Source organism: Inquilinus sp. NPDC058860, from assembly GCF_042743185.1.
Taxonomy (GTDB): domain Bacteria; phylum Pseudomonadota; class Alphaproteobacteria; order DSM-16000; family Inquilinaceae; genus Inquilinus.
The window spans coordinates 42,531-61,403 of record NZ_JBHYMS010000048.1; the positions used below are offsets into that span (position 1 = coordinate 42,531).

Genomic DNA, 18,873 nt, shown 5'->3' on the forward strand with positions numbered 1-18,873 from the left:
GGATCACATCCGGCCGATTCTCGGTCCAGCGGCGCGCTCGACGAAATCGAGATGGGGATAGGCTGCTGCCGGCCGGTTCCGGTTCGCCATGGACCAGGCCGACACGCCGTTCAGTCCGGAAACGGTGGCGATCGTGTCTCCGTGAAGGTCGGGCGGCAGGCGGCTTTCGCCGGCATCGATCGCTGCCTCGACCCGGGCCAGCAGCCCCTCCAGCTCCAGGATCCGGCGATCGTCGATAGCCAGGGTCTGCATCAGCGAGGTGCAGGTCCGGCCCAGCCAATCGGCCAGGTCATCGGCGTCGCCCAGGCGGATCGGCGACCGGTCCCCATCGCGGACCCAGATCGCCGGCGTGACTTGAACGATCCCCTCCATTGCCTCTCTATCCCCGCGACGAGTCGGCATCGTTCAGTTTTGTATAAAATATTATGCATAGCAATATAGAGAATGCGTGTTGTTCGCGATTGCCGGTCAGCCCACCGGGCCGGGGCCTTCAGCAAAGGCGTCGGCGTGGCAACCCTCATCGGCCGCTCAGCCACCCTCGTTGAAATCGTCGAGAAGCGCCGCGATCCGGCCGGAATCGGTCTGGTCCAGCATCATCCGGGCGCGGCGGGCGGCGGCGACGCTGTCCAGCGTCAGGATCCGGCGCTTGACCTCGAGCAGCCGCAGCGGCGCCATCGACAGGTCGCGGATGCCGAGACCGATCAGGAGCGCGGTGAAGCGGGGGTCGCCCGCGATCTCGCCGCAGGCGCTGACCGGGATGCGGGCGCGCAGCGCCGCCTCGACCGTGAACTGCACCAGCCGCAGCACCGAGGTGTGCAGCGGGTCGTAAAGATGGGACACGGTCTCGTCGCCGCGGTCGGCGGCCAGCGTGTACATCACCAGGTCGTTGGTGCCGATGGCGAAGAAATCGACCTCGCGCGCCAGGGCGTCGGCGATCAGCGCCGCCCCCGGCACCTCGATCATCGCGCCCAGCGGCGGCATCGCCGCCGGCACCGGCACCCGGCGCCGTTTCAGCCGCCGCATCGTCCGGTCCAGCGCCGCCCTGACCGCGCGGATCTCGCCGATGGTGGTGATCATCGGCAGCAGCACCCGGATCGGCCCGTGCGCCCCGGCCCGCAGGATCGCCGCCAGCTGCGTCTCCAGCAGCTTCGGTTCCTTCAGCGACAGCCGGATGGCGCGCAGGCCGAGCGACGGGTTGGCGGTCTCGGCGAAGCGGCCGCCGAGGGCCGAGGCGATCTTGTCGCCGCCGAGGTCGAGGGTGCGGATCGTCACCGTCTTGCCGGCCATGCCCTCGACCACGCCGCGCAGGATCGAATACTGCTGCTCCTCGCCCGGCAGGTCGTCCCGGTTCATGAACATGAACTCGGTGCGCAGCAGGCCGACCCCGGCGGCGTTGAACTCGGTCGCCGCCTGCACGTCGCGCGGCAGCTCGACATTGGCCGACAGGGTGACGGCGACGCCGTCCCGGCTGTTGGACGGCAGGCCGATCAGGGCCTCGAGCTGCTTGCGGTCGGCCCGCGCCAGGTCGCGCCGGATGCGATAGGCGGACAGCGTCTCCGGCGTCGGGTCGATGATCACCTGGCCGGCGGTGCCGTCGACGATCACGGTCTGGCCGGGGCGGACCCCGGCCAGGAGGCCCGGCACCCCCAGCACCGCCGGCAGGCCCAGCGACCGCGCCATCACCGCGGTGTGGCTCTGGGCGCCGCCGAGAGCCGAGGCGAAGCCCGCCACCCGGCGCGGATCCATCAGCGCGGTGTCGGCCGGGGTGATCTCCTCGGCCAGCACGATGCTGCCCTCGGGCAGGTTGGCGAAGGCCTGGAACTGCCGCTTGGTCAGGTTGCGGATCAGCCGGGCCCCGACCTCGCGGATGTCGTCGATGCGGCTGGCGAGATAGCTGTCGTCCATCGCCGCGAACTGGGCGGCGATCGCCGCGATCTCCGACTGCACCGCGTATTCGGCGTTGACCCGTTCCTCGGCGATGCGGGCCTCGACCCCGCGCAGGAGGCGCGAGCCGGACAGGATCGCGGCATGGGCGTCCAGCAGGTAGCCGACATCCTCGGCCGCCTGCTCCGGCAGCGCCTGGGCCTTGGCCTTCAGCTTCCTGATCTGGCGCCGGGACTTGGCCAGCGCCTCGGCGAAGCGCTCGCGCTCGCCGGCCAGGTCGGCCTCCTCCAGCCGGTATTCCGGCACCTGCTCGAAGCCGCTCTCGATCAGATGGGCCGGGCCGATGGCGACGCCGCCGGACACGGCGAGGCCGCTGAGCACGATCTCCCGGCTCGGCGCCGGCGTGGGCAGGTCGGCGATCCGCGTCGCCATGATCCTAGTCCTCGTCGAAGCCGCGCTCGACCAGGGAGACGAGCGCGGCCAGGGCTTCCGCCGCCTGCGGCCCGGCCGCGGCGATGGCGATGTCCGTGCCGGGCCCGGCCGCCAGCATCATCAGCCCCATGATCGACTGGCCGCCGACCTCGGTGCCGTTGCGCTCGACCCAGATCTCGGCGTCGAACTCGGCCACCAGCTTGACGAACTTCGCCGCCGCCCGGGCGTGCAGGCCGCGCTGGTTGCAGATCGTGACGCTGCGCGTCAGCCTTTCCTCGGCCATGTCCGGGGACGCCGGGCCGCTCATTTTCGCTTCTCCGGCTTCAGCAGGGCCGAGGCCACGCTGATGTATTTCTGGCCGGCCTCGCGGGCCGCGGTCACGGCATCGGTCAGGGTGTCGGTCTTCCGCACCGAGGCAAGCTTGATCAGCATCGGCAGGTTGATGCCGGCGATCACCTCGACATTGGCGCGGTCGAGGATCGAGATCGCCAGGTTCGACGGCGTGCCGCCGAACATGTCGGTCAGCAGCACCACGCCGCGCCCGCCATCGACCGCGGAGACCTTGTCCATGATCTCGGCCCGGCGCTGTTCCATGTCGTCCTCGGGCCCGATGCAGACCGTGGCGACCTGGGGCTGGGCGCCCACCACATGCTCCATCGCCGCGACGAACTCGTCGGCAAGACGACCATGGGTCACGAGGACCATGCCGATCATCGGGTGGGTGGTCATGTCGTTCCGGTTGCCTTCCTGTCAGCCCTTACGTCGGCATGTCGCGATGGACCAGCCCGCGGCGGGTGCCCTGGCCGTCCAGCCAGGCCGCCAGCGTCTCCGCCACGAACACCGATCGATGTTTGCCGCCGGTGCAGCCGACGGCGATGGTGAGATAGCTCTTGCCCTCGCGGTTGTAGCGCGGCAGCAGCGGTTCGAGCAGGCCGAACAGCGAGGCCATGAACGGGTCGAACTGGGCGTCGCGCCGGATCATCGCCTGCACCGCCGGATCCTGCCCGGTCTGCGGCCGCAGGTCCGGCACCCAGTGCGGGTTGTCCAGGAAGCGCACGTCGAACACCAGGTCGGCCTCGCGCGGCAGGCCGCGCTTGAACGAGAACGACATCACCGTGACATAGAGGCCGGGCGTGGTGTCGAGGCCGAAATGCCCCTCGATCAGCCGCCGCAGGTCCTGCGGGCTGGTCAGCGAGGTGTCGACGACCACGTCGGCCAGCAGGCGCAGCGGGTACAGCTCCAGCCGCTCGCGCCGGATGCCGTCCGCCACCGGCCGGTCGATCGCCAGCGGATGGCGCCGCCGGGTCTCGGTGTAGCGGCGCTGCAGCACCTCGTCGTCGGCGTCGACGAACAGCAGCCGGACATCGACGTCGCCGCGGGCGCGCAGGGCCGCGATCTCGGCGTCCAGCGCCTCGACCGAGAAGCCGCGGGTGCGGGTGTCGATGGTCACGGCCATCGGCCGGCCCTCGGCATGGTCGACCAAGGGGCCGAGCAGCGCGATCGGCAGGTTGTCGATCGCCTCGTGGCCGAGATCCTCGAGGGTCTTGAGCGAGGTGGAATGGCCGGCGCCGGACAGGCCGGTCACCAGCACCAGACGATGGCGGGCGCCGGGATGCGCCGCGGTTTGGGGGATGTCGCTCATCGTGCGAGACGGTGTTCGGGCAGGGCCAGCGCGGCCAGGGCCAGGCGCAGCTTGACCGGCGCCGAGGCCTCGAAGGGCGCCACCGAGACCAGCGGCAGGCGGATGCCGAGATAGGCGCACACCGCCGGCTCCGGCAGCCGCTCGATCGCCTCGGCCGGCTTGAGGTCGGCGACCAGCAGCACCGGGGCGGCCGGCACGAAGGGGGCCGGGATCGGGCCGAAGCCGCGGGCCTCGATCAGCCCGGCCAGGGCGGCGGGCGGGCGTGCCACCACGACGCCGCCCTCGAGCGAGAGCTGCACCCGGTCGTCGGCGACCAGGCGCCCCCCGGCATCGATCAGCCGGAGGGCCAGGTCGGATTTGCCGCTGCCGGACGGCCCGCGCAGCAGCACGCCGCGGCCGTCGACTGCGACGCAGGTCGCATGGATCGTCGCCATCGCGGGTGGGAAGGTGGACGGCACCCCCGGCCCCTGTCAATCGCAACGGCAAATCATCGGACAAGAAGACGCGTTATTTCGCCGGCACCGCCTTGGTCTCCAGCGTGTACGGCGTGTCGCCCTGGTAGGAGTAGACCCGCAGCAGATAGGTGCCGGGGTCCAGCCGCAGCTGCAGCTCCTCCGGATCGGTGCCGGACTCGGCGCCGCTGATCAGGCTCTCCTGGTCCGAGGCGCGTAGGAGGTCGATGTCGGCGTCGCCCTGCTCCATGGTCATGCGGATGGTGACGTCGGCGCGGTTGACCAGGGTGAAGCGCCAGTAGTCGTCGCGGTCGGTGAAGCCGACCCAGTCCTTGACGGTGACCGGCTGCGGCCCGACGCGCTCGATCGTGCCGGCCTCCTCCGGGGTGTTGCCGGCATGGTCCGGCGGCGGCGGGGCGGCGGGCGCGCCGGCGACGGTGACCCGGTACTCGGTGGCCTCGCTGCCGGCCGGATAGACGTTCAGGTAGTAGGTGCCGGGATCGAGCGTCGCGGTCAGCGTCTCCGCCTCGGTGTCGGTGTTGGTGCCGCTCAGCAGATAGGCGCCGTCGGTTCCTTCCAGATTGATGTCGGCGTCGGCCGACAGACCGTCCAGGCCGATGGTGACGGCCTGCCGCTCGCGGATCGTGAAGGCGTAGTAGTCGCTGGAATCGGCCGGGCCGACCCAGTCGCCGGCTTCGGCGCTGCTGCCGGTGACGTCGCCCAGGTCGCGGGCGTCGGACTGGCTCGACCCCGCCGAATCCGGCGGCGGCTCCTCGCCCGGGGTGCCGGAGACGGACAGGCGGTATGGCGTGTCGTCGCCATAGCTGGTGATCACCAGAAAATAGCTGCCGGGCCCGACCACCGTGGTGATGCGCTCGTCGTCGGAGCCGCCATTGGCCGAGGAGCCGATGGTGCTGCCGTCCTTGTCCTTGAGCTCGATATCGGCATCGCCGGTCATGCCGGTGAGGTCGACCGACAGGTTGGTCCAGCCCTCGGTCGTGATGCCGTAGACGTCGGTCTGGTCGCTGGTCGAGACCCGGCCCTCGGCGGCGAGCGGGGAGGAGCCGACGGCGCCGAGCGGCGTCGCGGTCCCGATGGTGTCGTCGGCGGATTCGTCGGCCGGGGCCAGGCCGGGAGCGCCGGTGCCGGCGCCGGGCATGGCGATGCGCATCGGCGCCAGGGTCTGCGCCCACATGTAGCCGACCGGCGTCTTCGGCGTCTGCACCCGCACCCAGCCGCCTGCGGCCAGCCGGCCGGTGACGATGACCTGCGACCCGAAGGGCAGCGTCTCCTTCAGCTCGGCGGTGCCGTTCGGGGCGCCGCGGACCGAGGCGCTGGCCCAGGTGACGAAGGACAGCGCGTCCATCTCCTCGAGGACCGCGGGCGCCGCCGGGGCGGCGGCCGGCTCCGGCGTATCGGCCGGACCCTGGACGGCCACCGGCGGCGGCGGCACCGCGGTCTGGGCCAGGACCGGGCCGGCGGCCAGGGCGAAGACGCTGCCGAGCAGCAGCCGGCGCAGGCACGATGTCATGAAGTTCCCCCTTGGATGCGGAATGTGTCGTCGCTCGTCGCCGGTCACTTGGCGGGGATCTTCACCGTGAAACGGGCACCGGGGCGCCCCTCCCGGTTCTCGGCGAAGATCTGGCCACGATGGGCGGTGATGATCTGTTTGGAGATGCTGAGGCCCAGCCCGGAATGGGTGCCGAACTTCTCCCCGGCCGGGCGCTCGGTATAGAACCGGTCGAAGATCGCCTCCAGCTTGGCGGGCGGAATGCCGGGGCCGTCATCCTCGATGGTGGCGATCACCCAGCCGCCCTCGCGCCGGGCGCGCAGGGTGATGGCGCCGTCGGGGGGCGAGAACGAGATCGCGTTGGTGATCAGGTTGCGGAACACCTGCACCAGCCGGTCCTCGATGCCGGGCACGGTCAGGGCCGATCCGGGCGGCAGGCTCAGGCTGACCTTGATCCCGGTGTCCTCCAGCGTGGTCCTGTACAGCTCGGTCAGCATGCCCAGCATGCGGGCGATGTCGACCGTCCCGGTCTCGGCCCGCGACAGCTCGGCGTCCAGGCGCGAGGCGTCGGAGATGTCGGTGATCAGCCGGTCCAGCCGCTGCACGTCTTCGAGGATGATGGCCATCAGCCGGCGCTGCTGTGCCGGGTCGGTGATCCGGGCGGTGGTCTCGACCGCGCTGCGCAGCGAGGTCAGAGGGTTCTTGATCTCGTGCGAGACGTCGGCGGCGAAGCGCTCGATCGCATCGATCCGGGTCCACAGCGCCGCGGTCATGGCCCTGAGCGCCGAAGCCAGCTCGCCGATCTCGTCACGCCGGCCGCTCATGTCCGGGATCTCGATCTTGCGGCCGCGGCCCTGCTGCACCCGCTCCGCCGCCCGGGCCAGCCGGCGGATCGGCCGGGTGATGGTGCCGGCGAGATACAGCGACAGGATGATGGTCACGCCCAGCGCGATGGCGAAGACCTTCAGGATCTCCTCGCGCACCGTCTGCAGATTGCCCTCGATGTTGACGCCCTCGCGGGTCATCAGCACCGCGCCCAGCACCAGCCGCACGCGCTGCACCGGCACGGCGACGCCCAGCATCAGCCTGCCGTCCTCGCGGGTCCAGATCTGGCGGCCGACGCCGCCGCTCAGCGCGGCGCGGACGCTGGCATAGTCGTTGGCCTGCTGGTCCTGGCGCTCGACATAGCTCGGCCAGCGTTTGCGCGGCCCGGCGAACTCGGTCGACCAGTCGTAGATCGCGTCCCAGATGCTGCGCAGCCAGCCCTTGGACTGCGGCGGCAGCAGCGGCCGCACCTCGATGATGCCGCCGGGCTGGCCCAGCATCCGGCTGTCGGCCACCAGCTTGCCGTCGGCGCCGAACAGCCGGGCCCTCGTGTCGTTGGTCTGGTACACCCGGCGCACGATCTGGCGGGCGTTGTCCGGGTCCAGCGACTGCTGTGTGTCGACGCCGCCGACCACCGCCGCCTCGGCCAGGTTGGCGGCCAGGATCGTGGCCTCGGCGTCGAGCGAGGACAGCTCGTTCTCGATCAGCCGTTCCTGGTAGGACGACAGGTACAGCATGCCGCCGACCAGCATCATCAGCGCCATCATGTTGACGGCCAGGACGCGGGCGGTGAGCTTGGAGAAGAAGCGGCGGCGCAGGCGCGCGACCGGCGCGTCGACGGCGCGGCCGCCGACCGGGGTCGCGGTGATCGGCTCGGCAGCCGGCTCCGGCGCGGCGGCCGGGACGGCGGCGCCGGTCTGGGGCGGCGGGCTGGCCTCGGCCGGCTCGCCGAGGCGCGGCGCCGGGCCGCGGGAAGCTCGTAACGGGGCCGTCATGGCGTCATGCGGCGGTCAGCTCCGCACCGCGGCCGGGGAGGGGGCGGCCGCCGGTACGTTCAGGCCTCCTTGTAGCGGTAGCCGACGCCGTACAGCGTCTCGATGTGGCCGAACTCCGTGTCGATCGCCTTGAACTTCTTGCGGATGCGCTTGATGTGGCTGTCGATGGTGCGGTCGTCGACATAGATGTGCTCGCCATAGGCCGCGTCCATCAGCTGGTCGCGGCTCTTGACGTGGCCGGGGCGGATCGCCAGCGCCTTGACCAGCAGGAACTCGGTGACCGTCAGGTCGATGGTCTCGCCGCGCCACAGGCAGGCGTGGCGGTTGCCGTCGAGCGTCAGGTCGCCGCGGGTGACCACGGCGGCGGGATCGGCGGGGGTGGTGTCGGCCGCCAGCTGCTCGCGCCGCAGCAGGGCGCGGATGCGCTCGATCAGCAGGCGCTGCGAGAACGGCTTCTTGATGTAGTCGTCGGCGCCCATGCGCAGGCCGAGCAGCTCGTCGACCTCGTCGTCCTTCGAGGTCAGGAAGATGACCGGCATGTTGGTGGTCTTGCGCAGCCGGCCCAGGAGCTCCATCCCGTCCATGCGCGGCATCTTGATGTCGAGCACGGCGAGGTCGACCGGCTTCTGCGCCAGCCCGCGCAGCGCCTCGTCGCCGTCGGAGAAGGTGCGGACCTCATAGCCTTCCGACTCCAGCGACATCGCGACCGATGTCAGGATGTTGCGATCGTCGTCGACCAGCGCGATGGTCTGGGCCATGGCCCCCTCCACTCTCACCACCCGCCCCCGGCAGGCACACACACATTGCCGGGGACGCTGAACGCCCAATATGGCGTATCTGCGGCCAAAATGTCACTCGGACGAGGTCATCCACGAAAACGAGCGAGGGAACGGCGCGATGACGATATCAGAGCTCGCCCCGGCCGAACGGGCCCGGATCCTGCTGCGCAGCCTGGACCGCGCCGCCCTGGCGACGCTGGACGGCGACGGCGGCCCCTACGCCTCGCTGGTGCTGGTCGCGACCGACCCGGCCGGGCAGCCGCTGCTGCTGATCTCGCGGCTGGCGGAGCACACCGGCAACCTCGAGGGCGACTCCCGCGCGTCGCTGCTGTTCGACGGCACGGGGGGCTTCGACCAGCCGCTGACCGGGCCGCGCCTGACCGTTTCCGGCCGGGCCGAGCCGGCGGACGACCCGGCGCTGCGCGCCCGCTACCTGGCGCGGCACCCGGATGCGGCCACCTATGCCGGCTTCCCGGATTTCAGCCTGTGGCGGGTGCGGGTCGAGCGCGGCCACATGGTCGCCGGCTTCGGCGCCATCCACCGCTTCGACGCCGGGGACCTGCTGATCCAACCGCCGCCAGCGCTGACCGCGGCCGAGCCCGGCATCATCGGCCATATGAACGACGACCATGCCGACGCCGTCGATCTCTACGCCCAGGCGCTGCTCGGCCGCAGCGGCAGCGGCTGGCGGATGACCGGGATCGACGCCGCCGGCGCCGATCTGCGCCTCGGCGCCGCCGTCGCCCGGCTGGCCTTCGCCGCGCCGGTGACCGATGCCGAGACGGCACGGAAGGAGCTGGTGCGCCTGGTCCGCCACGCCCGCGGCGGCGGGCTGGCCGATTGAGGGATGATCGATCGGGAGAGGGCGGGTCCCGGCCTCGACAAAATCCCCTCACCCGGAGGCGCAAGCGCCTCCGGCCTCTCCCGTGATCCCCGGGTCGAGCCCGGGGAGGAGAGGCAAAAACAATCCGAATCTCGTAGGTTGGGTTCGCGGCACGCGAACCCAACAGATCGGGGGCCGCGACGGCGGTGAGATGTTGGGTTCGAAGGCGAACCCAACCTACGCGGTCGCGCCACGCCGGCCCTCAACTGCTGTCCGGCTTCGGGAAAGGCGGCATGGGCCGGCCGGTGTCGGACTCGTCGGACGGACGAGGCCAGCCGTGCTCGGGGCGAGCGGCCGCGGCTTCGGCAGGGGTGTTGGGCAGACGATCGGAGGCCTCGGCGGCGGCGGCGCCGTCCCAGTCCCGCGGCAGCAGGGCGGCGTCGCGCCGCTCCTCCGCCGCCTCGCCCGGTTCGAGCCCGTCCTCCAGGCACTCGCTCTCGGTCAGGGACTCACGCGGCTCCGTCCGGGGCTCGCCGTCCTCGGGATCGGCAGCCGGCGCGGCTTCGGCCGCCGCCTCCGCCGGCGTGGGCTCCGGCGCCGCCTTCCCGGCCTTGCGGTCCCGATAATTCTCGCGGACCCGCTGGCTCATCGCGATCGACAGCCGCACCGAACGGGCCAGGCGCACCTGCGCCAGCGCGAAATCCGGCCTGGTCGGCCCGATCGGCGTCGCCAACTGCTCCGTCGCCGTCATCCGGGCCGTGCGGAGGTGGATCTCGACCAGCTCGGCCAGCGAGCCCAGCGCCCATCGCGTCCAGGCCAGGTCCCTATCGACCGGCCGGTCTTCCGTCTCGCAATCGGGAGGCGCCATATTCATGGAACATATCATGAACGAGAACGGCCGATAATACCAGTGCGATTGAGCTTCGAGTGGCAAAACAACGGGTTGGCTCCGCCGAAGCCTCTACTGTGGCCTTCAGCCGCTGCTGGAGAGGTCGATTCCGAGAAATGATCCGGGCCCCAGCCAACAGCGAGATCTAACCAACCGCCTTCAGCCGCTCCATGGTCTCGACCAGGGCGGTGCGGATGCCGGGCTCCATCGCCGAATGGCCGGCGTCCGGCACCACCACATAGGTCGCCTCCGGCCAGGCGCGGTGCAGCTCGTCCGCCGTCGTGATCGGGCAGACCGTGTCGTAGCGGCCCTGCACGATCGTCGCCGGGATGTGACGGATCCGGTCGACCTGGCGCAGCAGCCGGTCCGGCGGGGCGAACAGGTTGTTCAGGAAGTAGTGCGCCTCGATCCGGGCCAGGCCCAGCGCATGCGCGTCCTCCCCCGCCGAGGCCACGATCTCGGGATTCGGCAGCAGGGTGGAGCAGGAGCCTTCATAGATGCTCCAGGCCCTCGCGGCCGGCAGGTGCACCGCCGGATCGGGGTCGGTCAGCCGGCGGTGATAGGCGTGGGTCAGGTCGCCGCGCTCGGCCGGCGGCAGGAACTCGACGAAGCTGCGATGCGCCTCCGGGAAGAAGGTGCCCATGCCGTGGAAGAACCAGTCGATCTCCGCCGGCCGCATCAGGAAGATGCCGCGCAGGGTCAGCGACCGGCAGCGCTGCGGATGCGCCTGGGCATAGGCCAGCGCCAGGGTCGAGCCCCAGGAGCCGCCGAAGACGTGCCAGCGCTCGATGCCCAGCATCCGGCGCAGCTGCTCCATGTCCCCGACCAGGTGCTCGGTGGTGTTCTGGCGGGTCTCGCCCAGCGGCCGCGACCGGCCGGCGCCGCGCTGGTCGAAGATGATGATGCGGTAGAAGCCGGGGTCGAAGAAGCGGCGGTGGGTGGGCGAGGCGCCGGCGCCGGGACCGCCATGCAGGAACACCACAGGCACGCCGTCCGGCTTGCCGCATTGTTCCCAGTAGATGCTGTGCAGGTCGTCGACCGGCAGCAGGCCGGTGGCGAAGGGCTCGATGGTCGGGAAGATCAGGTCGCGCGGCATGGATCTCGCTGTCGGGCTGAGTCTCGATCCTTACTGTACGGTCTCGGCGGCGCATTGCAAAAAGCCGATCGAAGCGAGGCTCTGCGATGCGAGAGCGCAGCCGAATCCGCGTCGCCTGCCCTATGCTGCGGCGATGCGCTGCGCCCTGCTGCTTCTGATCCTGCTCTGCGCCGCCGGCGGGGCCGGTGCCGATCCGGCGGACGGGCTCGATTACGGCCCGCCGGTCGCGGTCGCCGCGGTGCCCGACGGCCGCACCGTGAGACTCGCCGACGGCACGGCGGTGCGGCTGAGCGCGCTCGACATCCCGGCCGGCCGCTGGCGCGACTTCGCCCGGTCGGCATTGGCCGAGTTGCTGCGGGACGGCTCGGTCCGCCCCGCCCGGCTGGCGCCGCCCGACCGCTACGGCCGGGTGCCGGCCCAACTGCGGCGCGAGGACGGCGCCTGGATCCAGGCGGCGCTGCTCGGCCGCGGCCTGGCGCGGGTCGATGCCGGCGGCGCCGATCCCGCCGCGGCGCTGGCCGCGCTGCTGGCGGTAGAGGCCGAGGCCCGCGCCGCCGGCCGCGGCCTGTGGGGCGATCCCGGCCTCGCCGTCCGGCCGGCCGAGGCACTGGGCCGCGGCGACCTCGACCGCTTCCAGATCGTCGAGGGGCAAGTGCAGCAGGCGGCCCTGGTGCGCGGCCGCGCCTATCTCAATTTCGGCCCGGATCCGCGGCAGGACTTCACGGTCACGGCCGAGCCGGACCTCGTCCGCCGCCTGGCCGCGGCCGGGCAGGACCTGACGGCGCTGCAGGGCCGGCGCCTCCGGGTGCGCGGCTGGCTCGACTGGTCGGGCGGGCCGCGCATCGTCCTCGTCCGGATGGAGCAGATCGAGAGGCTGGACTGATGATTCGTCGCGACCTGCTGGTCGGCCTGATGGCTGCGCCGCTGCTGCCGCGCCCGGCCCTTGCCGACACCGCCGAGGCGCGGGCGGTGCGCGCCGCCTTCGGTGGTCCCTATCATGCGCCCGCGCTGCGCGACCATGTCGCCCGCATCGCCCGGCGGGTGGCGGATGCCGAGACCGGCGGTCGGCTGCGGGTGGCGGTCGAGCTGCTCGATTCCGACCAGGTCAACGCCGCCGCCCTGCCGGATGGCCGACTTCTGGTCAATCGCGGCCTGCTGGCCCTGGCCCGCAGCGAGGCCGAGGTCGCCTCGGTGCTGGCGCATGAGATCGGGCACGTCGTCGCCGGCCATGCCAGGTCGCGCGAGGCGCGGCCGCCGGTCGATCCGGCGGTCGCCGGGCTCGCCGAGATCCAGGCCGAGGCGGAGTTCGACCGGGCGCAGGAGCAGGAGGCCGACCGGATCGGCATCGAGGCCCTGGCCCAGGCCGGCTTCGACCCCGCCGCGGCCCCGGCCTTCCTGGCCCGGCTCGGCGCCGCCCAGAGCCTGGCCGCGACCCTGTCCGGCCGCCCCGAGCTGGCCACGGCGGCGATCAGCGGCGGCGACCATCCGGAGACGGCGGAGCGGCTGGCGGCCGCCCGGGCCCGGGCGGCGGCGCTGCCGCCGGGCGAGACGGGGGAGGAGGTCTGGCTCGACGCCATCGACGGCCTGCCCTGGGGCGAAGGGGCCGGCCAGATCCCGATTCGCGGCCAGGCCGTGATCGATCCCGCCGCCCGGTTCCGCTGGGACGCGCCGCGGGGCGTGGCCCTGCTGCGCCAGCGCCAGCGGGTGATGGGGCTGGGGCCGGACGATTCGGTGATCCTGTTCGACCACCTGTCGCAGCCCAGGGCGCTGCCGGCGCGGCTGTTCCTGGAGCGGGTCTGGGGCCGCAGGGCGGGGGGCGTGCAGAGCGTCGGCGAGGGCGACCTCGGCGGCTTCCCGGCCGCCTGGGGCGTGGCCGGAATCGCGGTCGGGGCCGACCGCTGGGAGGCGCTGCTGGTCGCGGTCGAGACCACGCCGGAGCGACGCGAGCGCTTCACCGTCCTGACCCGCGCCGGCAGTCCGGCCGCGGCGCCGGTGCGCGGCGCGGTCGAGAGCTTCCGCCGGATCGGCGCGGCCGAAGCCGCCGCGGTGCGGCCACGGCGAATTGCCGTCGCCGCGGTCCGGCCGGACGACACCGTTGCCGATCTCGTCGGGCGCATGCGGGTGGAGGCGGCAGAGGCGCAGTTCCGGCTGCTGAACGACGTCGCGGGAGACGCGGTAACGCCGGGGACACGGGTCAAGCTGATCGTGGAATGATGACGTAGGTTGGGTTCGCGCCTGCGAACCCAACCTACGAAGCGCTATTCCTCCAGGAACAGCTCCTCGGGCTGAGCAACGTGGCGGGAGATCGAGGCGCGCAGCTTGGTCATCGCCCGGTGCTCGAGCTGGCGCACCCGCTCCTTGCTGACGCCGAGCTGGCGGCCCAGCTCCTCCAGCGTGGCGCCGCTGTCGCGCAGTCGGCGCTGGCGGATGATGGTCTGCTCACGCGGGCTCAGCGCGCCGATGGCCTCGGCCAGCCAGCGCGATCGGGTGACGTTGTCGCGCAGGCCGATCACCACCTCCTCCGGCGAGGGGCGGGTGTCGGCCAGAAGGCCCTGCCAGTCGTCCTCGCCATCCTCGGAGATCGGGGCGTTGAGCGACTGGTCGGCAGCGGCCAGGCGCATCTCCATCGCCTCGACATCGGTGACGTCGACCCTGAGCTCGCCGGCGATCCAGTCGCGGCCGGCCTGGGTCAGCCCGGTCTGGCCGCCGGCATTCTCGATCTTGGCGCGCAGCCGCCGCAGGTTGAAGAACAGCGACTTCTGCGCCGCGGTCGTGCCGGTGCGGACGATCGACCAGTTGCGCAGGACATAGTCCTGCATGGCGGAACGGATCCACCAGGCGGCGTAGGTCGAGAAGCGGACCTCGCGGTCGTGCTCGAAGCGGGCGGCCGCCTGCATCAGCCCGACATTGCCCTCCTGCACCAGGTCGCCGATCGGCAGGCCGTAGTTGCGGAAGCGCGAGGCGGTGGCGATGACGAGGCGGGTGTAGGCACGGACCAGGGCGTGCAGCGACGGCTCGTCGTGATCCTGGCGCCAGCGCCGGGCGAGCTCGAACTCGGTCTCGCGCGACAGCAACGGCTCGCTCATCGACGCCTTGATGAACTTCAGGTTGGCGCGCTGGGTCTCGGGATCGTCGAGATGCGGCATGGACGCCCCCTCTTCGGCCGAACGATGCCGCGGAAGCTTCCCGCGACCTCGATAGACGAACACCCTCCCAGGGGGCGACGTTCCCTCGCCGGAACGGGCGTGTCCTTCACACTTCGGTTCGCCGGACCGGGGTGGCCGGTTACAGAGGGGAGATGCCGGCGCGGGGCCGTCCGTGTCGGGAGCGGGGAGGCGCCGCCGACCGTCGATGCGGCCGGCGGTTCACCGTGTCAGGACGAAGGCGGCGCCGCGCCGTCCCGCCTCAGGCCGCGAGGCCGCGGACCAGCGCTTCGGACAGGCGGCGGGAGAAGGCGGCCGGGTCGGGCAGCGGCTCGCCCTCGATGATCCGGGCCTGATCCAGCAGCAGGAAGGCGCAATCCTCCAGCGCCGGATCCTGCGTCGCGGCACGCTCCGCCAGGCGGCGGATCAGCGGGTGGCCGGGATTGACCTCCAGGATGCGCTTCGAGCTGGCGTCGACCCGCCGGTGCTGTTTCAGCAGCCGCTCCAGATGCAGGTCGGTGTCGCCCTCGTCGGCGACCAGGCAGACGGCGCTGTCGGTCAGGCGCTGCGAGGCGCGGACATCCTTGACCTGGTCGGCCAGCGCCAGCTTCAGCGCCGCGACCAGCGCGTCCATGCCCTCGCCGGCCTCGGGCTTCGGCGCCTCGGCCGGGGCCTCGATCTTCGACAGGTCGGCGCCGCCGCGGGTGGCCGATTTGAATGGCTTGCCCTGGAATTCGCCGAGCGAGGGCACCGCGAACTCGTCGACCGGGTCGGTCAGCAGCAGCACCTCGACGTCGCGGGCGCGGAAGCCCTCGAGCTGCGGCGAACGGGCCAGCGCCGCCGCGTCGTCGCCGGTGATGTACCAGATCTCGCCCTGGCCCGGCCGCATCCGGCCGACATACTCCTCCAGGCTGACCAGCCCGTCGCCTTTGGTCGAGCGGAAGCGCAGCAGCGGCAGCAGGGCGTCGCGCTGCTCACGATCCTCGTAGATCCCCTCCTTCAGAACCGCCCCGAAGGCGGTCCAGAAGGTGCCGTAGGCCTCGGCGTCGTCCTTGGCCTTGCGGCCGAGCTCGGCCAGCACCTTCTTGGTCACGCCCTGCCGGATCTTGGCGACCGTCGGGTTCGACTGCAGCAGCTCGCGGCTGACGTTGAGCGGCAGGTCCTCGCTGTCGATCACGCCGCGCAGGAAGCGCAGATAGGGCGGGATCAGCCCTTCCGCCGCCTCGGTCACGAACACCCGGCGGACATACAGCTTGACCCGGTGCTTGCGCTCCGGCTCCCACAGGTCGAAGGGCTGGCTCGACGGCACGAACAGCAGCGAGCTGTACTCGATCGCCCCTTCCGCCTTCCAATGCGCGGTCAGCCACGGCTCGTCGAAGGCGTGGGCGACGTGGTGGTAGAACTCCTTGTACTCCTCGGCCGTGATCTCGGATTTCGGCCGGGTCCACAGCGCCGAGGCGCGGTTCAGGGTCTCGCTCTTGCCGTCCTCGCCCAGGAGCACGATCGGGATGGCGATGTGGTCGGAATGGGTCTTGACGATCTGGCGCAGCCGCAGCGGCGACAGGAACTCGTCCTCGCCCTCCGACAGATGCATGACGATGCGGGTGCCGCGGCCGACATCCTCCGCCGCGCCGACGGTGAAGGCGCCCTTGCCGTCGGAGACCCAGCGCCAGCCCTGCTCCTCGCCGGCCTTGCGCGAGAACACCTCGACCTCGCGCGAGACCATGAAGGCGGAGTAGAAGCCGACGCCGAACTGGCCGATCAGCCCGACATCCTTCTTGGCGTCGCCCGACAGCGTCTCGACGAAGGCGCGGGTGCCGGAGCGGGCGATGGTGCCGAGATTGCCGACCAGCTCCTCGCGCCCCATGCCGATGCCGTTGTCGGCGACGGACAGGGTGCGGGCCGCCGGGTCGACCGACAGGGTGATGCGGTAGTCGGCGTCGCCGGCCGAGAGCTCGGGCGCCGTGATCGCGGCGTAGCGCAGCCGGTCGCAGGCGTCCGACGCATTCGAGATCAGCTCGCGGAGGAACACCTCCTTCTGGCTGTAGAGCGAATGCGCGACGATATCGAGAAGGCGGCTGACTTCGGCCTGGAAGGTCAGGGTTTCGTCGGTCTTCTGCTGGTCCATCTCAGGGTCCGGGGTGCTTCTTCGTGGCTGCCGCCCGATATGGTCAAGGCCGCGCCGGGCCGCAACCCCTGCCGAGGCAGCTCTCTCCTGCGTCCATGATCACTTCGGCATCACCGCGGCGAGATCGGTGCCGTTGACCAGCATGCGGCCCTCGGGATCGACCACGAGGTCGTAGTCGCGCGCCGGCTTGCCCTCCGCGGTCTTCGCCTCGCGCCCCAGCATCTGGAAGACGGTGATGCCGGCGGCGGCGTCCGCCCCGTCGGCCTGGGACTGCAGGAACCTGACGAAGTCGTCGAGCCCCGCGACCCGCAGCTTGCCCTGCGCCGTCACGCCGAACGCCGCCCGCGGATCCACCGTGCCGCCGCCGCCCAGGTCGATCGCGCCCTTCGGGGCGGCGATGGTGAAGCTGTCGATCGACAGGCGGGCGTCGGATTGCAGCAGCCGGGCGCCGATCTGCTGCAGCGTCTCCTGGAAGACGAGATCTCCGTAAGGCGGCACCGGCGGCTCGTCCTTCCGCGGCCGGTCGGCCCGGATGGCCGCTTCGATCCCGTCCCAGAACAGCCCCTGGATCGAGCGGCTGGGAATGTCCTTCAGCGCGATGTCGATCTTGGCCTGGCGCGGCACCCAGCCAGCGAAGGGCAGGCCGGGGTCGAGCGCCAGGTCGTCCAGGGCCAGATGCAGGCCGTAGCCGGCCTGGTCGGTGTCCAGCCCGGCATAGGTCTCGCCATAGCCGACCCCGCCGATCGTGAGCGACACCTCGGGCGACCGGACGCGCAGGTCGCTCAGGGCGATCTCGCCCCGGTACTGCGACAGCGCCGCGACGGTGGCCTTCACCCGGGCGAACCAGGGGGACAGCTCCTCCGGCGGCGGGGCGTCGTCGCCGTGCCTGGCCAGCAGCCCTTCGAACCCGCCGATCGCGTCGATCAGGCCGGCGACGTCGAGGCCGTCGGCCGACAGGGCGTAATGGGCATTGCCGAGGTCGAACCGTGCCTCCGACGGGGTGCCGCCCGGCGGCGGCGGCTCGGTCAGGGTGAAGGACACCTTGTCGACGTCGAGGGTCAGGGCCGCCCCGGCGACCGGTTTGCCGGCGGCCGGATCCAGCATGCCCGACAGCCGCAGCCGGTCGATCGAGAGGTTGCCCGGTTCCGCCTTGGTCGGCGCATCCGCGACCTTCAGGCCGCGCAGCTCCAGGGTCGCGTCGCCGCCGAGGCCGCGGCCCGGGGCGGCGCGGTCCAGCCCGCGATAGCCGCCGCCGACGGTCAGCGAATCGAAGCCGACCGTGGTGTCGTCGCCGCCGCCCTGCAGGTCGGTCAGGACCAGCTCGCTCTGCGAGGCGCCGCCGATCAGCCCCAGCGCCTGCCGCGTCAGGGTGTCCAGCTTGCGCTCGATATTCGGCGGGGACGGGGCCTGGGGATCGCGCCGGGCGGCGTCGAGGGCGAAGGCGATCAGCCGCCACACCCGGTCGCGCAGCGCCGCGGCATCGACATCCTCAAGCCGTCCACCATAACGCAGCCGGCCCAGCGTGACGCCGTCGCCGGCCGCGGGATCGCCGGCGGAAAGGCCTTCCGCCTCGAATTGCAGGGCGATGTCCTGGCGCGGCGAGCCGGGCCGCGGCGTGGTGGCGCTGGTCAGGCTGAGCCGATGGACGGCGAGCCGGGTCTTGTCGCCTTCGGTCACCGTCACGCCCTCGGACTCGTCGGTCGAGGCGGTCAGCAGGGACGCAGCGAGGTCGACGGTCAGCTCGGCCCGGCGGGTGCGGCTGGTGATGGTGACCGGCGGCTCGCCCCCGCCCGGCCGGATCTCGCAGCGGAGCGGCGCCTCGCCTTTCAGCCGATAGGCCTGCCCTTCCCCGGCCGTGGCGATGTAGCGGTCGCCGTCGCAACGGATCCGCACCACCCGCTTGCGGCCGTCGTCGTCGTCGCGCAGCGCCAGCGCCAGGGCGGGGCCGGTGACGCGGTACTCCGCCCCGGCCGGCTCGACCGTCCAGCCTCCCTCGAAGATCGGCTCGCCCAGACCGGCCGTCGCCAGGGTCGGGGTCAGGATCGCGGTCAGCCCCTTCTCCAGGGCGGCGGCGCCTTCCGGCGTCGCCTGGGCGAAGGCCGGGCCCGTGGCCAAGGCCAAGACGGCGCCGAGCAGGGCCGGAGCGAGACGGCGCATGGGGGGACTCCCGGGTCGGCTGCGCTAGGGCCAATCGACATTCAGCCTTCCCAGAGCTGAATGGTGCTGAATCAATACGTTCCGGATTTGCTGATTCGGAGCGAAGGGATGGGGGTGA

Annotated in this window: 17 protein-coding genes; 3 read left to right on the forward strand and 14 right to left on the reverse strand. The window is 71.8% G+C overall.

The window, feature by feature from the left end; all coding sequences use genetic code 11:
- Positions 1–3: 3 nt before the first annotated feature.
- From ACFW16_RS26760 to ACFW16_RS26800, 9 genes are all read right to left on the reverse strand, one after another.
- Positions 4–372 carry a hypothetical protein gene (locus tag ACFW16_RS26760; protein ID WP_380310849.1) on the reverse strand — a complete coding sequence of 123 codons (369 nt, stop codon included), beginning with the start codon at positions 370–372 and terminating at the stop codon, positions 4–6.
- A gap of 156 nt (positions 373–528) precedes the next feature.
- A complete protein-coding gene (ptsP, locus tag ACFW16_RS26765) occupies positions 529–2,316 on the reverse strand; it encodes a phosphoenolpyruvate--protein phosphotransferase (RefSeq protein WP_380310851.1) in 1,788 nt (595 codons plus the stop codon).
- Positions 2,317–2,320: 4 nt separating this feature from the next.
- The gene (locus tag ACFW16_RS26770; RefSeq protein ID WP_380310853.1) at positions 2,321–2,623 is read right to left on the reverse strand and encodes an HPr family phosphocarrier protein; all 303 of its coding nucleotides are present in this window, start codon (positions 2,621–2,623) and stop codon (positions 2,321–2,323) included.
- Positions 2,620–3,030 (reverse strand): PTS sugar transporter subunit IIA, encoded by a 411-nt coding sequence (locus ACFW16_RS26775; RefSeq protein WP_026869137.1) that lies wholly within the window; start codon positions 3,028–3,030, stop codon positions 2,620–2,622. Before ACFW16_RS26775 ends, ACFW16_RS26770 begins: the two co-directional genes overlap by 4 nt.
- Positions 3,031–3,073: 43 nt before the next feature.
- Positions 3,074–3,958, reverse strand: a complete 885-nt coding sequence (rapZ, locus tag ACFW16_RS26780; RefSeq protein ID WP_380310855.1) for an RNase adapter RapZ — start codon at positions 3,956–3,958, stop codon at positions 3,074–3,076.
- Positions 3,955–4,416, reverse strand: a complete 462-nt coding sequence (locus ACFW16_RS26785; protein WP_380310857.1) for an HPr kinase/phosphorylase — start codon at positions 4,414–4,416, stop codon at positions 3,955–3,957. The genes rapZ and ACFW16_RS26785 overlap by 4 nt, the downstream gene beginning before the upstream one ends.
- 49 nt (positions 4,417–4,465) lie before the next feature.
- Positions 4,466–5,941 (reverse strand): pre-peptidase C-terminal domain-containing protein, encoded by a 1,476-nt coding sequence (locus ACFW16_RS26790; protein WP_380310859.1) that lies wholly within the window; start codon positions 5,939–5,941, stop codon positions 4,466–4,468.
- Positions 5,942–5,985: 44 nt separating this feature from the next.
- Entirely contained in the window at positions 5,986–7,740 is a 1,755-nt protein-coding gene (locus ACFW16_RS26795; RefSeq protein WP_380310861.1) for a stimulus-sensing domain-containing protein, read from the reverse strand.
- Between the two features lie 59 nt (positions 7,741–7,799).
- Positions 7,800–8,498, reverse strand: coding sequence for a response regulator transcription factor (locus ACFW16_RS26800; protein ID WP_380310863.1), 699 nt, complete (start codon positions 8,496–8,498; stop codon positions 7,800–7,802).
- A 139-nt stretch (positions 8,499–8,637) separates the two neighbouring features.
- On the opposite strand from ACFW16_RS26800, the gene ACFW16_RS26805 reads away from it, so the two are divergent.
- Positions 8,638–9,363 (forward strand): HugZ family protein, encoded by a 726-nt coding sequence (locus tag ACFW16_RS26805; RefSeq protein WP_380310865.1) that lies wholly within the window; start codon positions 8,638–8,640, stop codon positions 9,361–9,363.
- Positions 9,364–9,604: 241 nt separating this feature from the next.
- Here ACFW16_RS26805 and ACFW16_RS26810 read toward each other — a convergent pair whose 3' ends face one another.
- Together ACFW16_RS26810 and pip are read right to left on the reverse strand one after the other, a co-directional pair.
- Positions 9,605–10,216, reverse strand: coding sequence for a hypothetical protein (locus ACFW16_RS26810; protein WP_380310867.1), 612 nt, complete (start codon positions 10,214–10,216; stop codon positions 9,605–9,607).
- A gap of 160 nt (positions 10,217–10,376) precedes the next feature.
- On the reverse strand, positions 10,377–11,327 hold the full coding sequence (gene pip, locus ACFW16_RS26815) for a prolyl aminopeptidase (protein ID WP_380310869.1): 951 nt from the start codon (positions 11,325–11,327) through the stop codon (positions 10,377–10,379).
- 133 nt (positions 11,328–11,460) lie between these two features.
- On the opposite strand from pip, the gene ACFW16_RS26820 reads away from it, so the two are divergent.
- Both ACFW16_RS26820 and ACFW16_RS26825 read left to right on the forward strand, forming a co-directional pair.
- Positions 11,461–12,210 (forward strand): thermonuclease family protein, encoded by a 750-nt coding sequence (locus ACFW16_RS26820; protein WP_380310871.1) that lies wholly within the window; start codon positions 11,461–11,463, stop codon positions 12,208–12,210.
- Entirely contained in the window at positions 12,210–13,541 is a 1,332-nt protein-coding gene (locus ACFW16_RS26825) for a M48 family metalloprotease (protein WP_380310873.1), read from the forward strand. The genes ACFW16_RS26820 and ACFW16_RS26825 overlap by 1 nt, the downstream gene beginning before the upstream one ends.
- A gap of 44 nt (positions 13,542–13,585) precedes the next feature.
- Here the strand turns inward: ACFW16_RS26825 and ACFW16_RS26830 are convergent, their stop codons facing one another.
- From ACFW16_RS26830 to ACFW16_RS26840, 3 genes are all read right to left on the reverse strand, one after another.
- Positions 13,586–14,473: an RNA polymerase factor sigma-32 gene (locus ACFW16_RS26830; protein WP_380310875.1), complete on the reverse strand. Its 888-nt coding sequence runs from the start codon at positions 14,471–14,473 to the stop codon at positions 13,586–13,588.
- A 259-nt stretch (positions 14,474–14,732) separates the two neighbouring features.
- Positions 14,733–16,598, reverse strand: a complete 1,866-nt coding sequence (htpG, locus tag ACFW16_RS26835; protein WP_380310877.1) for a molecular chaperone HtpG — start codon at positions 16,596–16,598, stop codon at positions 14,733–14,735.
- Between the two features lie 99 nt (positions 16,599–16,697).
- Complete coding sequence (locus tag ACFW16_RS26840; protein ID WP_380310879.1) at positions 16,698–18,755, reverse strand: hypothetical protein; 2,058 nt, start codon at positions 18,753–18,755, stop codon at positions 16,698–16,700.
- Positions 18,756–18,873 lie beyond the last annotated feature (118 nt).